The following is a 17,064-nucleotide window of genomic DNA, read 5'->3' on the forward strand; positions in this document are numbered from 1 at the left end:
CACGAACGCCCCCGGAAGTCTTCTTCTTCCGGGGGCGTTTCGATTCCCCCAACCCCGGCCGCGCCAGGGCGGCGCATGAGATGATCGCCCCTATGTCCGGAGTTTGGGCGGCATATCGCCGCCCGCCCTCTCCAGATGCCAGTCCAGAGACCTCATCTCCGGCGGCAGGGCATCTTGGCCGCAGGCCCAAGCAAAGCCTTGCCGCATGTCGGAAAAGTGCCGGAGGTCATAGTCCCGCATATAAACACGGGCCAAATTGACCAGAAATTTCTGGCCGGCGTTGTAGCTTACAACAGCGACCCGACTGCCATCGTTGTCCGGAGATCGCTTCAGCGTCCCCGATTCTTCTTTTTCATTAAGTAGCTTGGACATCCGCTCCAAAGACGAATGATGGATGTTGCCGATGAATGACCGCAGATCAACCAGGCAATTCCAAGTCCGGCCAACAGCGCCGCCCTGTATGATCTTCCCGATATGATCCGCTATTTCATCGCCATCCATGTCCCCACTATAGATAATGCATATTAACCGCAGTTGCGGGAAAAGCCGGTAATCAGCCCTGTGCATTAACCCTGTCCTACCGCGATAGGCAAAGGCTCCGGCCCGCTGTGTTGGTGCAGATTGGGCGTTGCGATCAGGTCCGGGAGCTTTATTCTATCAGGTCTTAATCAAACTTTTACCTGAACGGATGTACCGCTCGGGGGAGAAGCTACACGTACTTGGATGGTGGCTTGGCCCGAGGAGGATCGCCGGCCTGTTTGGGCATCTTTTTTCAGCACCACCGGTGCGCCCGTCTCGACTGCCTGCGTCTTCCGCGGGTGGGGCGCGACCCGCACACCCCGACCCCAGCAACCGTCTTAATCCCCAACAACGACGGTGCCTTGGAACGCCATCCTATGGCCGTTCAAGACACCGGCGCCCCTATGCGACCCCGTGACATCAGGAGTGGTCAAGGAGTGTTCCGACTGAACGCGAGATTGAACATGGCACGTTTTTTCGTGCCAATGAAGCACAAAATTTCGTGCTGCCGTCTTTCTCTTGCCGCCACTCCCCCATCCCTCCGTCCGCGCTCCGAAGGGCCGCGCGCGACGCCATGACGGGATTGAAGGACAGGTTGCGCCAGGTTCGTGAGCACCTGGGCGAAACCCAGAAAAGCATGTCCGCCCGGTTCGCCCTGGGCGTGAACACCTGGCAGGGATACGAACGCCTGGGCAAGCTGCCCAAGGGCGAAACTCTGGCCCGCCTGCTGGAACTGGACATCTCGGTGGACTGGCTGCTGACCGGCCACGGCAACATGCACTTGACGGGCAACCGGCCAGGGCTGGACGCCCAGTTGCTGAGCCAGATCATCGACGGTGTGCTGACCCTCTACGCCCATGACGGGCTGCGCCCTATGCCGACGGAGCAAGGGCAGCTGATCAGCCGCATCTACGACCGGCTGATCGCGATACCCGACGACAGGGAAAGGCGTGGCGCCCTGCGGTACGCGCTGGAACAGGCGCGGGAGGATCTGTTCAGGGCGGTGACCGACGGGCCACCGTGAGGACAGGCCGGCACCTCAGGTGGGCGTCGGCCTCACCGCCACGATGGGCGGCAGTTGGGTGACGCCCAAGCCCAGGGCGCGCAAGGCGGCCTCGTCCCGCGGCTGCCGGGGGCCGCCGGTCTGCCGCAGGGCGTTCAGGTCTATGCCCGTGGCCTGGCGCACCCGCTCCACCACCGCCGGCGGCGCGTCCGGGCCGGCGCTGAAGTCGAAGACAGCTTCCGGCGTCACCAGGCGCTTGGGCGCGGCCGCCAACCACCACACGCAGGGGCCGGCGCAAGGGCCGTCGATAATGACGGTGATGCCCCGGTCGACGATGGTTTGCGCCAGGTCGGCCGCCGCCTGCGCGTCACCGCCCCCTTGCGACCAGATCACCAGCGTCTGGGCATCGACCGACGTGATGCGGGCGATAGTGTCCCGCATCACCGTGGTCTTGGCCTCGCCATGGGCGCATACCAGATTCTGCCCGCCAACGCCCACGCCAGCGCCCTTCGCGTTGGGTCGGTGGCCATAACTCCAGCAATTCAGAACCTGCTGGATAATGGGATCGGTCTCGCCGGGGCGCGCGGGCGGAAGGAAGTCGGCCCGGGCCGGCATATCGCCGGCCGCCAGCGCCACCAGAACACCAAGCGCGAGGACAAGTCGAGGAAAGAGAGCCATGGCTGCTGTCCGGGCGGGAATGAACGGGATTGACCTTATATGGCGGCGGGGCCCGGTATTCCAACGGAATGCCCCGTCACCGGCTGTCGCTCAGGCGCCAGCCTCCGCCAAGGCGGGGCCTTGGACCACCACCGCGCCTTTGCGGCCCAGGACCTTGGCCAAGCCGTCCAGGCGGCGCTGCACGGCATCACCATCCAGCATGGCGGCGTCGCGGGGCAACAGCAGGGTCAAGGTGTCCGGCGTCAGCCGCAAGGCCGTGCGCTGCAGCAGCGTGGCGGCGCCACCCGTCAGCGTATGGGCCAGGCGCAACGCCAGTCCCACGATCATGGCCCGGCTCAGCTGTGCCTCCGACAGCAGGGTGCGGGTCAGACCCAGGGGCTGGCCGTCCATGGTGCCGGCATAGCGCACGAAGGAGGCCAGCGCCAGGAAGGCGCGTTCGGCATGGTCGGCGCCGGCGAACGGCATGCGCAGCACCCGCAGATAGGCGTGCTCGGCGCGATAGTCGGGATGTTCCGACCACCCCAGGTCGGACAGCAGGCAGGCGGCGGTGCGCAGGCGTGCGGCCGCCTCATCCTCGCCGGCGAACAAGGGGGCCGTCCATTGCGTCAGGGTGGCGGCCTCGCCGAACCGGCCCAGCCGCTCCGCCACCTGGGTACAGCTGTCGATCAGGGGGTCGCGCCGCCGCTCCTCCGCCGACAGCTGGTCGAACAGGAAGCCTTCGCGTAGTCCGTAGGCGGAAAAGACCACGTTGGACGGCTGCACGGTGCGCAGCACCCGCTCCATAACCAGGGCCGCCATGGGCAGTGTTTCCAGCCGGCGGCGGGAAACGCCCGGCATCTTCTCCAACGAGGCGCGGCTTTGCCGCCCGACCAGGCCGGCGAAGTCGGCCATAACCCGGGCATCGACCACGTAGTGATGGATAATGTGCAGTGGGTGGCCCGTCTGTTCCATATGCATCTTGGCCAGCGCGCGCCAGCCGCCGCCCACGGGGTGGAAGTCCCGCCCGCGGCCATCCAGGGCCCACGGCAGCTTGGCCAGTTGGGCGTCGATCAGTTTGGCCGCCGATCCCGGCTTGCCCTCCACCGCCTCGATCAGACGCAGGGGCCCCAACGGCAAGGTCGCCTGGCGGCCGATGAGGCCCTTGTCCAGCGTCACCAGCTCCAGGCTGCCCCCGCCCAGGTCGCCCATCAGGCCATCAGCGCCAGGCGTGCCCGACAGCACACCCATGGCGGACAGCCGCGCCTCCTCCTCGCCCGCCAGCACGGTGACGGGAACGCCGGTCAGCGCCTCCACCTCCGCCACGAACTTCGGGCCATCCTTGGCGTCGCGCACGGCGGCGGTCGCCAGGATGTCCACCCGCCCCACCTGCATGCCCTCGATCAAGCGGCGGAAACGGGCCAGATTGGACAAGGCCAGCTTCACGCCCTCGGGGTGCAGCTTGCCGGTCTTCTCCACCGACCGGCCCAATCCGCACATGATCTTCTCGTTGAAGATGGCGATGGGCGAGCGTTCCAGGCGGTCATAGACCACCACCCGCATGGAGTTGGAACCGATGTCGATGACGGCCAACCGGTCGGCGCCAACGTGGCGTTCAGGGGCGGGTCGGTCAAACTTTACGGGCATGGCATCCGGTACGGGCTAAGGCAGGCAATTCAGTCGGCGCGCTTCGCGGCCTTGGCGGCCGCCTTCAGCAACAGCTTGGCCGGCCCCTTGGGATCGGTGACCGCGCTACTGCCCCGCCCCGACAGGCTGGGGTTGGTCATGAAGAACGTGTGGGCGTTGAAGGCGCCCAGCGGTGCTTCGATACGATGATACTCGCCATCGGGGCTCAGCCGCCAGCTTTGCGCCTCATCCTTCAGGTTGGCGACCATGATCTGGTCCATCACCTGGCGGTGGCAGGACGGCGTCTCGATGGGCACCAGCGTCTCGATGCGGCGGTCCAGGTTGCGCGGCATCCAGTCGGCGGAGGAGATGAAGACCTTGGCGCCAGGGTGCGGCAGGCCCACGCCGTTGCCGAAGCAGACCACGCGGCCATGCTCCAGGAAACGGCCGACGATGCTCTTCACCCGGATGTTTTCCGACAGGCCCTTCACGCCGGGCCGTAGGCAGCAGATGCCGCGGATGACCATGTCGATGCTGACACCCTGCTGCGACGCCTCGTACAGCTTGTCAATGATACGGGCGTCCACCAGGGAGTTCAGCTTGACCCAAATCTGCGCCGGCCGGCCGGCGCGGGCATGGGCGATTTCCGCGTCGATCAGGCTGACCAGCCGGTCGCGCAGCCCGATGGGGGCGATAGCGATCTTCTCCAGCGCCTTGGGCGTGGCGTAGCCGGTCATGTAGTTGAACATGTGGGCCGCGTCGTGCACCAGCGCCGGGTCGCAGGTGAAGAAGCTGAGGTCAGTGTAAATCTTGGCGGTGATGGGGTGGTAATTGCCGGTGCCGAAATGAACGTAGGAGCGCAGGCCCTTCTGTTCCCGGCGCACCACCAGCGACACCTTGGCGTGGGTCTTCAGGTCGACGAAGCCGTAGACCACCTGCACGCCCGCGCGTTCCAGGTCGCGAGCCCAGCGGATGTTGGCCTCTTCATCGAAGCGGGCCTTCAGCTCCACCATCGCCGTGACGCTCTTGCCCGCCTCCGCCGCTTCGATCAGGGCGGCGACGATGGGGGAGTTCTTGGAGGTGCGGTACAGCGTCTGCTTGATGGCCAGCACCGACGGGTCCTGGGCCGCCTGGCGCAGGAACTGCACCACCACGTCGAAGCTCTCGAACGGATGGTGGACGATGATGTCCTTGTGGCGGATGGCGGCGAAGCAGTCGCCGCCGAAATCGCGGATACGCTCCGGGAAGCGGGCGTTGTAGGGCTGGAACAGCAGGTCCGGCCGCTCATCGATGATCAGCTGCTTGGTCTCGGCCAAGCCGATCAGGCCGTCCAGCACGAACACGTCGTCGGTCGGCACATGCAGCTGGCCTGCCAGGAAGTCGCGCAGGTCGCGCGACATGCCGGCGTTGACGCACAGCTGGATGACGCTGCCGCGGCGGCGGCGCTTCAGCGCGCTTTCGAAGGTGCGGACCAGGTCTTCGGACTCTTCCTCGATTTCGATGTCGCTGTCGCGCAGCACGCGGAAGAAGCCGTGGCCCTTCAGGGTGAAGGGCGGGAACAGCCGGTCGATGAACAGCAGCACCAGCTCTTCCAGCAGGATGAAGCGCACATCGCTACCCGGCAGGCGTACGAAACGGTCCAGCTGCGCCGGCAGCAGGACCAGGGCGTCCAGGTGGGTGTTGCGCGCCGGGTCGAACAGCTGGACGGCCAGCGAGAAGCCGGAATTGGCGATGAAGGGGAAAGGATGGGCCGGGTCGACGGCGATGGGCGTCAGCACCGGGAAGATGTCGTCCAGGAACTTCGCTTCCAGCCAGTCGGTCTCCGACGGGGTCAGCTCGCCGGGGTCGATGGCGGCGATGCCGGCCTTGGCCAGGTCGGCGCGCATCATCAGCCAGCAGGCCTGCTGCTCGCGCATCAACTCGGCGGCGCGCTCGTTAATGGCCGCAAGTTGCTGCGCCGGGGTCAGGTTGTCGTCCGAGGGGGTGGCGACGCCGGCCGTCACCTGCGCCTTCAGCGCCGCGACACGGACCGTGTAGAACTCATCCAGGTTGCTGGCCGAAATGGACAGGAAACGCAGCCGCTCCAGCAGCGGATGCTGGGCGTTGTACGCTTCCTCCAGAACGCGCTGATTGAAGGCCAGCCAGGACAGTTCGCGGTTGATGAACCGGTCCGCCGACGTCATATCGATGGGGGCGGGCTCAGCTTCGCGGATCGGGGTTTCCACCGCCGTGGACATGGTCGCCTCATTAACAGCACGGGTATCGGGTCGATCACCATAGGCCGCAAACGTTACCGTTTCTGGTTCCCGCGTTGTCGATCCCGTTGTTTTCGTACCCGTTCCTTTTTTCTTTTCCGGGGCCGCCGGTTCCACAGCGGGCTCGGGCAGCCGGTCTATCCTGGGGGATGTCGCGTGAAGACCCTGTTCCTGCTCCGGCATATGAAATCCTCCTGGGACGATGACAGCGTCCCTGATCATGAGCGTCCCCTGTCGCCGCGGGGGGAGCGCGCGTTAACGACCATGGCCGACTATTTCAGACGCCGCAAGGGTGGAACACCCCAGCCCGACCTCATCCTCTGTTCGACCGCCGCCCGTACCAGGGCCACGCTGGCGGGCTTGCTGCCCTTGTGGCGTGAGATGCCACCCATGAGCGTGGACCGGGTCTTTTATATGGCATCGGCCCGCGCCCTGGCCGATCGGCTGCGCGCCTTGGCCGACCCCACCGCTACCGTCCTGCTGATCGGGCACAACCCCGGGCTGGAGGAGCTGGCGCTGGACCTGGCCCAGGCGGAAGAGACCCCCCTTCGCACGCGCATCATGGAAAAATATCCGACCGGCGCCCTGGCGCGGCTGGAATTCCCCCTGGACCGATGGGCCGATCTCGCTGCGGGGACCGGTCGTCTGGCCGAATTCGTCACGCCGAGAGAGGTAGCGGCGGCGTAATGGCCGGCACTATGGGATCAACCGTCAGGGTTGTATAATCCATACAATCAAGCGATGCGCCCGCAGGCGAAAACCATCCCATCCCAAATCTGCAGACTCCATCAAAAAAGTAAATGGCAGCGCGCTGTATCAATGATATAAGCGCCGCATTCCACGATTATGCGGCGGCGGAAGACGAAACCGATTTCACTTTCGGACACCGCCTATAGGTTGCACATCGACTGTGCAGCCCTTTGCCCGCAATTTGGCCAATCCTCCACTTTCGGTTAGGAACGGGGCAGCGTCCCTGCCACGAATGAACAGGCCATCCCCCTTGATTCTTAACGACTTATTAATGGGATGGTGCACCATTCGGCTTCCGGCACGTCTTTTGCGTTAGCGTAGTAACGTGACGTTCTTTGCTGCGACGCACAAAAGCTAATCAAGAGAGTGGGGAGCCGATGGACAACAGCCTGATCGACCTGACGAAGAACGTTCTGGATGTCGCCAGCCAGAAGGTTTCGGTGATCGAGGATATCAACCGGACCACCAAGATGCTGGCCTTCAACGCCCTGATCGAGGCCGGCCGCGCCGGCGACGCCGGACGGGGCTTCGCCGTGGTGGCCAATGAGGTCAACTCCATCTCCCAGCGCGTCAGCGTGGTGGCGGGTGAACTGCGCAGCGAGATCGGCCAACTGGTCGACCGCATGACCACGGTGGGCGAGGATCTGATGACCCGCTTCCGGGGCCAGCGCTTGGCCGACCTGGCGCTGAACAGCATCGACATCATCGACCGCAACCTCTATGAGCGGTCATGCGACGTGCGGTGGTGGGCGACGGACAGCGCCGTGGTCGCCGGCCTGCAGACCCCGTCGCAGGAGGCGTTCCGCCACGCCAGCGAGCGGCTGAACGTCATCCTGCAAAGCTATACCGTCTATCTCGACCTGTGGGTGGCCGACCGCAGCGGCCGCGTCATCGCCACCGGCCGGCCCGACCGCTTCCCCCACGCCATCGGCACCAACGTTTCCAACGAGGCCTGGTTCATCGACGCCCTGCGCACCCGCGACGGCGGCGACTTCGCGGTTGAGGACGTCCGCCCGAACCCGGTGCTGGAGAACCGTACCGTCGCGACCTATTCCACCGCCGTGCGCCGCGACGGTGCCCAGGACGGCGAGGTCCTGGGCGCGCTGGGCATCTTCTTCGATTGGGAGCCACAGGCCCGCGCCGTGGTGACCGGTGTCCGCCTGGAAACGTCGGAACGGTCCAACACACGCTGCCTGCTGCTGGACGCCGCCGGCCGCATCATCGCCGCCAGCGACGGCCGGGGTGAACTGACGGAAAGTTTCCACCTGGTGACCCAGGGCCAGCCCATGGGCCATTACCTGGACCGACACGGCCGCCTGATCGGCTTCGCCCGGACGCCGGGATATGAGACCTATCGCGGCCTGGGGTGGTATGGCGTCCTGGTGCACAACCCACCCGGCCAAAGCTGAGCCTATCCGGAGCCGCCTCGCCCGGTGTCGAACCTGTCGCCACCGGGCGTCACGCCCATTAATCAACAAACACGATTGGTTGGTTCAATACGTTCTATTGGAACGATCGCAGGATGGCGCGCAGCTTCATGGCCAAGCGCAAACCAATCCTGAGGTGCCTATCATGACTACCGCCCCCCTTCGCGTCGCCGTTTCCGGTGCCGCCGGGCAGATCGCCTATTCCCTGCTGTTCCGCCTGGCCAAGGGCGATGTGTTCGGCGCCGGCCAGCCCATCCACCTGTCGCTGTTGGAGATCACGCCGGCCCTGGCCGCCTTGCGCGGGGTGGTGATGGAACTGGAGGACTGCGCCTTCCCGCTGCTGAGCGGCATCAGCGTCAGCGACGATCCGGCCGTGGCCTTCCGCGACATCGACGCGGCCTTCCTGGTGGGGTCCCGCCCCCGCGGCAAGGGTATGGAGCGGCGTGACCTGCTGTCGGCCAACGCCGCCATTTTCAAGGCGCAGGGCCGCGCGCTGAACGAGCAGGCCAAGCGCACGGCCAAGGTGCTGGTGGTGGGCAACCCCGCCAACACCAACGCCTGGATCGCCATCCGGCACGCGCCCGACCTGCCGCACGACGCCATCACTTCGATGATCCGTCTGGACCACAACCGCGCCCAGGCGCAGTTGGCGGCCAGGGCGGGGGTGGACGTGACGGCTATCGAACGGCTGGTGGTCTGGGGCAACCACTCCCCCACCATGTTCGCCGACTGGCAACACGCGATGGTGCAGGGCCGTCCCCTGCCCGACCTGATCGGCGACCACGCCTGGTACCGCGACACCCTGATCCCCACAGTGGCCCAGCGCGGCACCGCCATCATCGAGGCGCGCGGCTTATCCTCCGCCGCCTCGGCCGCCAACGCCGCCATCGACCACATGCGCGACTGGGTGCAGGGCAGCGGCGACCGCTGGGTTTCCATGGGCCTGGCGTCGGAGGGCGATTACGGCCTGCCCCAGGGCCTGGTCTGCGGCGTGCCCGCCCTATGCCGTGATGGCCGCGTCGAACGGGTACGCGGGCTGGAACTCGACGCCTTCGCCCGCCGCATGCTGGACCGCACGGTGGCCGAGTTGATGGAGGAGCGCGCGGCCGTCGCCGACCTCTGAACCCGTCCTGCGAAGACCCGACGCACAAAAACAAAGGGCGCCGTCCCCACCCCGGGGAAGGCGCCCTTTTTCATGGGGCGTCAGCCGAAGAAGCCGATGCGCTGGGTAATACCGTTGCCCACCCGACGCACCAGGTCGTACAGGCTGGCGATGGGTTTGAAGATGCGCTCGTTCTCCTGCCCATAGTTCTGGCTGTCATCGCTGACGTAGGTGGCGCTTTCGCCGAAATCGCCCTCCCCCGCGGTCTCCGCCACGGGGAAGATGCGGGACAGCAGGTCCAGCGCCCAGGGTACGTCCAGCTGCATCAGGCGGGCCAGCAGGCGGCGATGGGTGATGTTGTGCTGGCTGGAGAACTGCGGGATGTGCGTCGCCCGCAGGAACACCTCCTGGATCAGGGCGATGCGCAAGGCGTGCAGCACCAGCAGGCCATTGCTCAGCGCCTCATCCGGCGGCGGCACCTGGCCCGGCACCGGATGACGCTCCACCCGGGCCAGCCCTTCCTCCAGCACGTCGAAATCGCGATAAAGCTTGCGGAAGATGCGGATAAGGCGGCTGTGGAGGGGGTTGTCCTCCAGGATGCTGGCCAGCCGCCGCATCTCCTCCACCCGGGCGGGGTCGGCGGTGTGGGCAGCGCGCAGCAGCCAGAAGGCCGGATCCAGGGTGTCGATGTAGGCCTTCAGCGCATCGGGGCTGGCGATGGCCACGCCGTACTCCACCATGCCCAGCAGTTGCCGGAAGCGGGGCGAGGTGCGGTAGAGGTCGGCGAAGTGCTCCGGATCCTTGTCGATGGCCTCGCCCACGCCGCTGACGGTGTTCGCCGGCAGGCCCATCTGCTGCAGGATGGCGTTGTGGGGGATGGCGCGGAACTGCGAGGCACGGCTCTGGTCCACATCGTCGGCGTTACCGTCGTGCTGGCGCTTGATGGCCCGGCTGCCCGAAGGATAGAGCAGGTTGGTGCCCAGGGCCGACAGCAAGGCGCCGTAGTTCGGATCCTCCACCAGCGACACCTGGAACTGCTTCACCGTGGTGAAGAATTCGCGGATGTAGTCGGCGTCGCCATAGAACGGGTCGTCGTCCAGGGTGGCATGCTTGCCGCCCAGCATGTGTTCCAGGATGCGCGTGACCACGGCCAGGGCGCCCGGTTGGGTCACGAAGTAGAGATAGCCGTCGCCCCCCTGGAAGCTGACCTCCTGCTTGAAGGCGATCTTGTGGTGGGCCATGAACGACAGCGTGGCCGGGGCCGCGACATAGCCCAGGCGCTCGGGGAAGCCCGCCGGATGGGCGCCGCGGCCGATGGATTCACCGTGGGTGTCGAAGATCACCAGCTGCACGCCGTCCAGGCGGTGGCGGGTGAACAGGCGGGCGATGCGCAGGCGCAGGCGCTCGATGCTGGCCGACGCCGGCGTCTGGCCCAGGTAGCGGCCGGCGTCGGAGAAGCCGGTCTGGATGCACAGCCGGCCGCGACGCTTCACGTAGTCGCGGTAATGCGGATTGTCCAGCAGCTGTTCGATGACGCGGCTGCCCACCTCCAGTGCCCGTTCCGTCTCGAACAGGGGGCTTATGTCCACCTTGTCGGCCACGCCGAACAGCCGGGCGTAGTAGAGCGCCGTCAGCACGGTGAAAGCCGATTCCGATTCCGCGATCAGGAAGCGGACGGGCACCGAGGCGTCGGCGTACTTCAGCATCTGGGCCACGACCATGAACAGCCGCTTGGCTGAGGTGCGTTCGGCGATGATGCTGCCGAAATTGATGCGCACCGGCCGCACCTCGTCCAGCAGGCCGGTGATGGCGTTCAGGTAGGACTGGCGGTAGCGCGGGTCGTCCGGCGCCGTTTCCATGCCCACGGTCTTGCGCACGGCGTTGTGTAGCTGGGTCGCATTGATGCGCACATGGGTGTGCGCCTGCCCCAGTCCGTAGTTCGACAACTCCGCCTTCAGGATGGCCAGCCGGCGCACCACGTCATCGCCCTTCGCCCCCTTCCCGGCGACAGAGGCCAGGCGGATGGCACGGTCCACCTGCTCGATGGCGTGCGCGGCTTCCACCAAGCGCAGGGGCAGGCCCTCATGCATGCGCTGGGCGATGGCTTCGATGTCTTTCTGAGTGCTCGTTTCCCTGCCAAAGGCGGCAACCTCATCCGTCACCTGGGCGATGGCCAGGGCCAGACGCGATTCCAGCAGGTCCAGGGCGTTGCGCAGGTCTTCCTGCACCGGCGCCACTTTGCGAATGGCCTGCACCTCGGCCAAGTAGTGGCGCAGCTGCCCCACCTGCACCACCAGGCGCTTGTGCAAGGTGTCGGACCAGCGGATGTCCGAGCGGCCGTCCAAGTCATACCCCACCCAGCTGGCCACGGTCAGCAGACGCGGCGTCAGCTCGGACCACTGGTCGGGGTAACGCTCCCGCGCCACCGACAGCACGATGTCGTAGACGGTGCGCAGCGCCGCCTGGATGTTGGTGATGGCCGCCAGCGACAGGCGGTGCTCATCCACGAGCGACAGCTCACCGGGCCGCAGCTCCGTCGCCGCGACGGCGGCGATCAACCCTTTGCGCGCCTCCGCCGTGAGGGGCACGCCCGCCGCGTCCCGCCCTGTGGCCAGCTTGGCCATGGCGTCCATGAGTTCCCCCGTCAGGTTGAACGTCGGGTGCGCGGTGATGACGATGCCGAAAATCTCCTTCTCCACCTGGCCGCGGAAGGCGTCGAACGGCACGGCCTTGCCGTCCGCGTCCACCGCCAGCCCGTCGATCAGGGCGCGGATGCGGGCGGCGTTGGCGGCGGGGTCTGCCTCGCCCAGGTAGGCGCCCAGGCGGCGGGCGCGGGCCAGGAAGCCCTCGGCCCCGAGGTACTGGATGGCCTGCTCCACCGCCGCCAGATCCAGCTCGCCGGAATGCAGGCGGCGGGACACGTCCAGCGCCAGCAGGGAGACGGGGTTGGCGAAGGGATCGGCGTCCGCCAGCTCTGTATAGCGGGTGAGACGCGCCACCAGGTCGGCCGTCAAGCCCACGGCGTCGGCCTTGGGCGCGCCCGGCTGGTCCAGGCTGGCGAACTTGGCGACGGGACGGTCCAGCAGCGGGCCGGCCTTGGCCAGGGCCGCCAGCGTGGCGGCGTCGGCCGCCTTCACATCCACGCCGGGCGTGGCGGTGCTGGTGGAAGTGGTTTTAGGGGTCTTCGCCGGCGTCACGGTCTTGGCCGGGGCCTGCCCGGAGTCGGTGGACTTTTCCGCGGACTTCTCAGCATCCCGCGACGCTGCCAGCGATGACTTCATGATGGTTCGATGCCCAGTTTGGTTGCTCATCCCGGATGCGCCGGACCGCCTGTGCCCATGGTTCCGCATCCATCCGGCGTTAAGCATGACGTTGAGTCATTATCCTACCTCGCAACGGCGAAATGGGCCGGTGGGGCGGGGGCCGAGTAAGGACGGGTAAGGGTGGCGATTTATTGTGACGCAACGGAACCGTGAGACTATCGCAACTGTGCGCTGCAAGGCAACATAACGGAAAGAAATTTACCGATTGCACGGAATCGATGTAATTCCGCAACACGATCTTAACGTAAGCGCCGTCTTCGGTTATCCATGCAGGATGACGAACGGCCCAGCCCGCCCCACACCGACCACCAGCGGTCCCGACACCTCCGCCCAGGAGGCGGGGCTGACCGCCGTTTCCTCCCCCGCCGCTTTGGAAACACCGCCGTCGCCAGACGGTTCCCCGGCCGTCGCCACCCCCCAGCCGCCCAAGCGCGCCCTGGCCGTGCGGGAGGTGGAGGTGAAGCTGGCGGCGACGCCGGCGGCGCTGGCCCGCCTGCACGCGCTGCCCCTGCTGGCGCGCATGGCCGACGGCCCCCCGGCCCACCGCCACCAGGTGACGACGTATTACGACACACCGGACTTGGCGCTGGCCGCCCACGGCCTGGCCCTGCGGGTGCGGCGTCAGGGCGGCCGGCGGGTGCAGACGGTGAAGACCTGGGCCTCCGACGCCGGCACCGCCGCCGCCGCCGGCCGGCGCGAGTGGGAATGGCAGCTGCCGGCGGAGGGCGATGGCCCCGACCTGGGCCTGCTGCCCGCCGGCGTCTTCAACCTGCTGACATCGGAACAGTGGGCACAGGTCGCCCCCCGCTTCGCCACCGACATCGAACGCACCGCACTGCTGCTGCACCCGGACCCGCGTACCAGCGTGGAACTAGCCCTGGACCAGGGCGAGGTGCGCCTGTCCATGTCCAATGAGCGTGAAACAGGCGGGAGTGAGGAGACCACCTGGCCGGTGGCGGAAGTGGAACTGGAGCTGAAGGGCGGCCGGGTCGCGGCGCTATTCGAGGTGGCCGCCGCCCTGCACCACCACGCCCCCCTGCGCATCACCACAGGCAGCAAGGCCGACGCGGGCCTGCGCCTGTTGACCGGCAAGCCGGCGGCGGCCGTTCCCGCACAACCGGCGGCCCTGACGCCTGTGACCACGGTAGCGGAGGGCTTCCGCCACGCCACCCGCCATGCCCTGGGCCACCTGCTGGAAAACGCCACGGTGCTGCTGGACAGCGGCGACAGGGAGGCCCTGCGCGAGATGGCGGCAGCCAGCCGCCGGCTGGACACGGCGATGCGCCTGCTGCGCCTGGCGATGACCTTGCCATCGGCCGCCGGCCCCGCGCCGCCGGCCAGGGTGGGGGCCAAGGTGGGGCCCAACCCGCACGCGGAAGCGGCGGACGCCCTGCGCCGGCGCCTGGCCCCCCTGCGCGCCTTGCTGGAAACCGCGCGCGGCTGGGATCGCCTGGCCGAACGCGCCGCCCTGCTGCCCGACCGCAAGGGGGCCGCCGGCCTGAGCAAGCGCCAGCGCCTGGCCCTGGACCACGCCGCCACGCAGGCGCGCCGCCGAGTAATGAAGCATCTGCGCGGCGCCGGACATACCGCCCTGGTGCTGGACCTGGCCGCCTGGGTCGAGGGCGGCGGCTGGGCCTCCCCCGCGCTGGACCAGCCCCTGAAGACCGTGGCGCCCCGCCTGCTGGCCGAGCTGCAGGACAAGGTGGCCCGGGCCATCGACCGGCTGGAGCTGCCGGCCCCACCCCCGCCCGGCGCCAGGAACGCCGTGCTGATGGGCAAGGCGCCCCCCGCCGCCGATGCGCTGGAACGCCTGCGCCGCCGGGCACAGCGGCTATATGAGACGGCGGAGGTCTGCCGCGGCCTTTATCCCCTAGCGACGGCCAAGCCCAAAGCGGCAAAGGGCGCCAAGACCACCCCACCCAAGCGCCCCGCCGCCGACCCTCTGGCGCCCCTCGCCCGCCTGCACGGCGCCGTCACCGCCCCCGCCATCGCCCGCCAGGCCGCCCAACTGGTGGCGCAACTGGCCAAGGCCACCGGCCCCAAGGCCCGCAGCACCCGCCTGCTTTCCCGCCTGGCACAGGAGGAGGCCGTGGCGCTGGCCAAGCTGCCGGCCACTTGGCGCGGCTACAGCCGGCGGCGCATGTTCTGGATGATGGGGCGGTAGTTGGGCCCCGGCGGAAAGCATGCTATCCTGGGCGCATGACCAAGCCAGCTTCCATCTTTGATATTGATGACAACGGCGCAAAACATCGAGCGATCGATGAGGCGCTGGAAGCGGTGGCTCGTGGTGATTACGTCGACCATGAGGTCGTGCGCGAGTGGCTGCTGCGGCTGGCCGCAGGCGAGGATTTGCCCGCCCCGATCCCCGTGAAAGGCGCTTAATGCGTGTCGTCTGGTCGGTCCCCGCACTTCGGGACGTGATCGGACACCGCGCTTATATCGCCCAATTCAATCCCATCGCCGCTATCGACATTGCCCAACGCTTGGCCGCTGCGGGTGATAGCCTGAAGACATTCCCTCAGCCGTGGTCGCCCAGGCTCATAATCGACGGCCTTTCGCAGCCATGTCATTCTCTATAAGGAGATAGTGGACAATTACCCCGATGCGGTCGTCTTGGCGCGGTCATGATCGTGAAGTGCTTCGGCCTTTATTCACGCCCCTCTGTTTAGCTCTAGATATTGAATAACGTGAAAACCTTTCGAATTTTCAGTTTTAGTATCGTCGTAACGATTTATTCCGATGAGGCGAGAAAATGAAACTGATTCTGAATGGTATAAATGGAGAGTACCTGCGCCAAATAACGGACAATTACGTCGTCGATACTCGGTCTGTTGATGTCGCGGTCGCATATGTCACGGACGAGACTCTTCTGTTTGATTGGTGCTGGAAGTATCAAATCCCTCTTCGATTTTGGGGAAGATATGATGCCAGCGTTCCCGTGGCGTTGCGAGTGCTTAAGGGTTTCCTTGATCGAAAATCACCAAACTATTCATGTAAGCTGTTAACTCACTTTCATTCGAAAGTTATCTGGTGGCATGGAGTGGGGGTTTATATTGGTTCCGCCAATCTAACTGATCCAGCCTGGCATGGAAATGTAGAAGCGGGGTGCTTCTTCAATGAAGAGGAGATTATTGCCTCAGGCATGGACAGGCAAATCGATACCTTCTTCAGGGAAATCAATACCCACGCCTCTCCTCTTACTGAAGAGCTGTACCGCGAGATCGAAGAACGATCAAAGCAGCTGCAACGAATAGAAGATCAAGATCGTGATAACAAAAGGCGCTTTAGTAAAAGTGTGAACATCCATCATTGGGATGGCTTGATTAGGCAGTCAGCTTTAAGCGCTCGAGAGCAGCAACGTCGGGCGTTTCTTGATGAATGGAACTCGACGCTTCAGACATTACGCGATATCGGCCATAGAGTATCCACCAACGCATATCGACCAAAGTGGATTCCTGCTGATACTCCCGGAGGGGCCCAAGCTGATCAATTTCTACATGCGTTTTACGATTGCCAAGTGATCGGCGAAGATCGGCGGAGCCAGTTCGCGGAAATGCATGATAGAAATAAAGGAAATCCAGAATCCGCTCTTCAACAAGCAATGGCCTGGTGGCGTGACTTAACCGAGCCTCCAACCAATGAGGCCCAAGTTCTTTTAGATTGGGCACCCGTTCTGCGTAATGCTCTTTCCGAGAATCATATACTGAATATCACAGAAGAGGAATTTAAAGATATTTGCGAGCGTGTTTGGTCGATTCAAGATCATGCCCGACGAGTTTCCAACGAGACAGTGGGACTATCTGCTGGCCAAAGTTACACCATGGAAATTAAGACTACTGCCTTGGCCAAGTATCTTTATTCCAGAAAATCGAAGAATGGGTCTTCTGTTATTCAGGTCATCAATCATATATTGTATGATGGTCGAGTTGACGAGGTGCCTAATCGCCTTTGGGATGCAATCGCGGAGGCGGAGTGGCGCATCGATCATTTGGGAATTAGTGCATTAGGCGAAATGATTGGTTGGGCCCTGCCAAACGATTTCCCCCCAAGGAATAATCGTACCAGTAAGGCGCTTCGCGCACTGGGTTTCCCCGTTGATTACGTAGGGTAATTTATAATCATACGGAGTAGTGAAAGTGTTTGGACTCACCATGATCATAAATCTGAACTGAGTTATAGCTTACAGTTCCATTGAAATGATGGCCTTGGTCATGATCATATCCATGAAAGTTATTTCCATTCACGGTTATACTATAATGACTATTGGTTCCATGATGATATGAGTCGGAGAAATGCGCGCCCGCTTCATGATCATAGCCACTGCTCATTGGAGAATGAGTCCCCCTGTCATGGCTATATACACTTGATGGGCTGCGGCCATTAACCTTCGTGGCAGCCACGCACG

Annotated in this window: 13 protein-coding genes; 8 read left to right on the plus strand and 5 right to left on the minus strand. The window is 64.9% G+C overall.

Annotated elements, in window-relative coordinates:
- Positions 1 to 90: 90 nt before the first annotated feature.
- Complete coding sequence (locus tag FBZ87_RS09825) at positions 91 to 501, minus strand: hypothetical protein (protein WP_145610148.1); 411 nt, start codon at positions 499 to 501, stop codon at positions 91 to 93.
- A 592-nt stretch (positions 502 to 1,093) separates the two neighbouring features.
- Between FBZ87_RS09825 and FBZ87_RS09830 the strand changes: the two genes are divergently transcribed.
- Positions 1,094 to 1,543, plus strand: coding sequence for a helix-turn-helix domain-containing protein (locus tag FBZ87_RS09830; RefSeq protein WP_145610149.1), 450 nt, complete (start codon positions 1,094 to 1,096; stop codon positions 1,541 to 1,543).
- Positions 1,544 to 1,558: 15 nt separating this feature from the next.
- Here FBZ87_RS09830 and FBZ87_RS09835 read toward each other — a convergent pair whose 3' ends face one another.
- From FBZ87_RS09835 to FBZ87_RS09845, 3 genes are all read right to left on the minus strand, one after another.
- Positions 1,559 to 2,200 carry a hypothetical protein gene (locus FBZ87_RS09835; RefSeq protein ID WP_145610150.1) on the minus strand — a complete coding sequence of 214 codons (642 nt, stop codon included), beginning with the start codon at positions 2,198 to 2,200 and terminating at the stop codon, positions 1,559 to 1,561.
- A gap of 90 nt (positions 2,201 to 2,290) precedes the next feature.
- Positions 2,291 to 3,823 (minus strand): Ppx/GppA family phosphatase, encoded by a 1,533-nt coding sequence (locus FBZ87_RS09840; protein ID WP_145610151.1) that lies wholly within the window; start codon positions 3,821 to 3,823, stop codon positions 2,291 to 2,293.
- Between the two features lie 29 nt (positions 3,824 to 3,852).
- A complete protein-coding gene (locus FBZ87_RS09845) occupies positions 3,853 to 6,039 on the minus strand; it encodes an RNA degradosome polyphosphate kinase (protein ID WP_246134323.1) in 2,187 nt (728 codons plus the stop codon).
- 174 nt (positions 6,040 to 6,213) lie between these two features.
- Between FBZ87_RS09845 and FBZ87_RS09850 the strand changes: the two genes are divergently transcribed.
- From FBZ87_RS09850 to FBZ87_RS09860, 3 genes are all read left to right on the plus strand, one after another.
- A complete protein-coding gene (locus FBZ87_RS09850; protein ID WP_145610152.1) occupies positions 6,214 to 6,744 on the plus strand; it encodes a SixA phosphatase family protein in 531 nt (176 codons plus the stop codon).
- A gap of 440 nt (positions 6,745 to 7,184) precedes the next feature.
- Positions 7,185 to 8,216, plus strand: coding sequence for a methyl-accepting chemotaxis protein (locus FBZ87_RS09855; protein WP_145610153.1), 1,032 nt, complete (start codon positions 7,185 to 7,187; stop codon positions 8,214 to 8,216).
- A 163-nt stretch (positions 8,217 to 8,379) separates the two neighbouring features.
- A complete protein-coding gene (locus FBZ87_RS09860; protein ID WP_145610154.1) occupies positions 8,380 to 9,357 on the plus strand; it encodes a malate dehydrogenase in 978 nt (325 codons plus the stop codon).
- An 80-nt stretch (positions 9,358 to 9,437) separates the two neighbouring features.
- Here FBZ87_RS09860 and FBZ87_RS09865 read toward each other — a convergent pair whose 3' ends face one another.
- The gene (locus FBZ87_RS09865; protein WP_186454680.1) at positions 9,438 to 12,617 is read right to left on the minus strand and encodes a phosphoenolpyruvate carboxylase; all 3,180 of its coding nucleotides are present in this window, start codon (positions 12,615 to 12,617) and stop codon (positions 9,438 to 9,440) included.
- A gap of 316 nt (positions 12,618 to 12,933) precedes the next feature.
- Here FBZ87_RS09865 and FBZ87_RS09870 point away from each other — a divergent pair, with 316 nt between their 5' ends.
- From FBZ87_RS09870 to FBZ87_RS09885, 4 genes are all read left to right on the plus strand, one after another.
- Positions 12,934 to 14,823: a CYTH and CHAD domain-containing protein gene (locus FBZ87_RS09870; protein ID WP_145610156.1), complete on the plus strand. Its 1,890-nt coding sequence runs from the start codon at positions 12,934 to 12,936 to the stop codon at positions 14,821 to 14,823.
- 35 nt (positions 14,824 to 14,858) lie between these two features.
- Positions 14,859 to 15,041 (plus strand): hypothetical protein, encoded by a 183-nt coding sequence (locus FBZ87_RS09875; RefSeq protein WP_145610157.1) that lies wholly within the window; start codon positions 14,859 to 14,861, stop codon positions 15,039 to 15,041.
- Complete coding sequence (locus FBZ87_RS30200) at positions 15,041 to 15,238, plus strand: type II toxin-antitoxin system RelE/ParE family toxin (RefSeq protein WP_145610158.1); 198 nt, start codon at positions 15,041 to 15,043, stop codon at positions 15,236 to 15,238. Before FBZ87_RS09875 ends, FBZ87_RS30200 begins: the two co-directional genes overlap by 1 nt.
- 173 nt (positions 15,239 to 15,411) lie before the next feature.
- On the plus strand, positions 15,412 to 16,770 hold the full coding sequence (locus tag FBZ87_RS09885; RefSeq protein WP_145610159.1) for a phospholipase D-like domain-containing protein: 1,359 nt from the start codon (positions 15,412 to 15,414) through the stop codon (positions 16,768 to 16,770).
- Positions 16,771 to 17,064: the final 294 nt, after the last annotated feature.

The organism is Nitrospirillum amazonense (assembly GCF_007828035.1).
Lineage (GTDB): Bacteria > Pseudomonadota > Alphaproteobacteria > Azospirillales > Azospirillaceae > Nitrospirillum > Nitrospirillum amazonense.

Coding starts and splice junctions, on each gene's coding strand:
- FBZ87_RS09865 (WP_186454680.1), bottom strand. CDS start 12,617: ATGAAGTCATCGCTGGCAGCGTCGCGGGATGCTGAGAAGTCCGCGGAA.
- FBZ87_RS30200 (WP_145610158.1), top strand. CDS start 15,041: ATGCGTGTCGTCTGGTCGGTCCCCGCACTTCGGGACGTGATCGGACAC.
- FBZ87_RS09840 (WP_145610151.1), bottom strand. CDS start 3,823: ATGCCCGTAAAGTTTGACCGACCCGCCCCTGAACGCCACGTTGGCGCC.
- FBZ87_RS09885 (WP_145610159.1), top strand. CDS start 15,412: ATGAAACTGATTCTGAATGGTATAAATGGAGAGTACCTGCGCCAAATA.
- FBZ87_RS09870 (WP_145610156.1), top strand. CDS start 12,934: ATGACGAACGGCCCAGCCCGCCCCACACCGACCACCAGCGGTCCCGAC.
- FBZ87_RS09845 (WP_246134323.1), bottom strand. CDS start 6,039: ATGTCCACGGCGGTGGAAACCCCGATCCGCGAAGCTGAGCCCGCCCCC.
- FBZ87_RS09830 (WP_145610149.1), top strand. CDS start 1,094: ATGACGGGATTGAAGGACAGGTTGCGCCAGGTTCGTGAGCACCTGGGC.
- FBZ87_RS09825 (WP_145610148.1), bottom strand. CDS start 501: ATGGATGGCGATGAAATAGCGGATCATATCGGGAAGATCATACAGGGC.
- FBZ87_RS09835 (WP_145610150.1), bottom strand. CDS start 2,200: ATGGCTCTCTTTCCTCGACTTGTCCTCGCGCTTGGTGTTCTGGTGGCG.
- FBZ87_RS09860 (WP_145610154.1), top strand. CDS start 8,380: ATGACTACCGCCCCCCTTCGCGTCGCCGTTTCCGGTGCCGCCGGGCAG.
- FBZ87_RS09855 (WP_145610153.1), top strand. CDS start 7,185: ATGGACAACAGCCTGATCGACCTGACGAAGAACGTTCTGGATGTCGCC.
- FBZ87_RS09875 (WP_145610157.1), top strand. CDS start 14,859: ATGACCAAGCCAGCTTCCATCTTTGATATTGATGACAACGGCGCAAAA.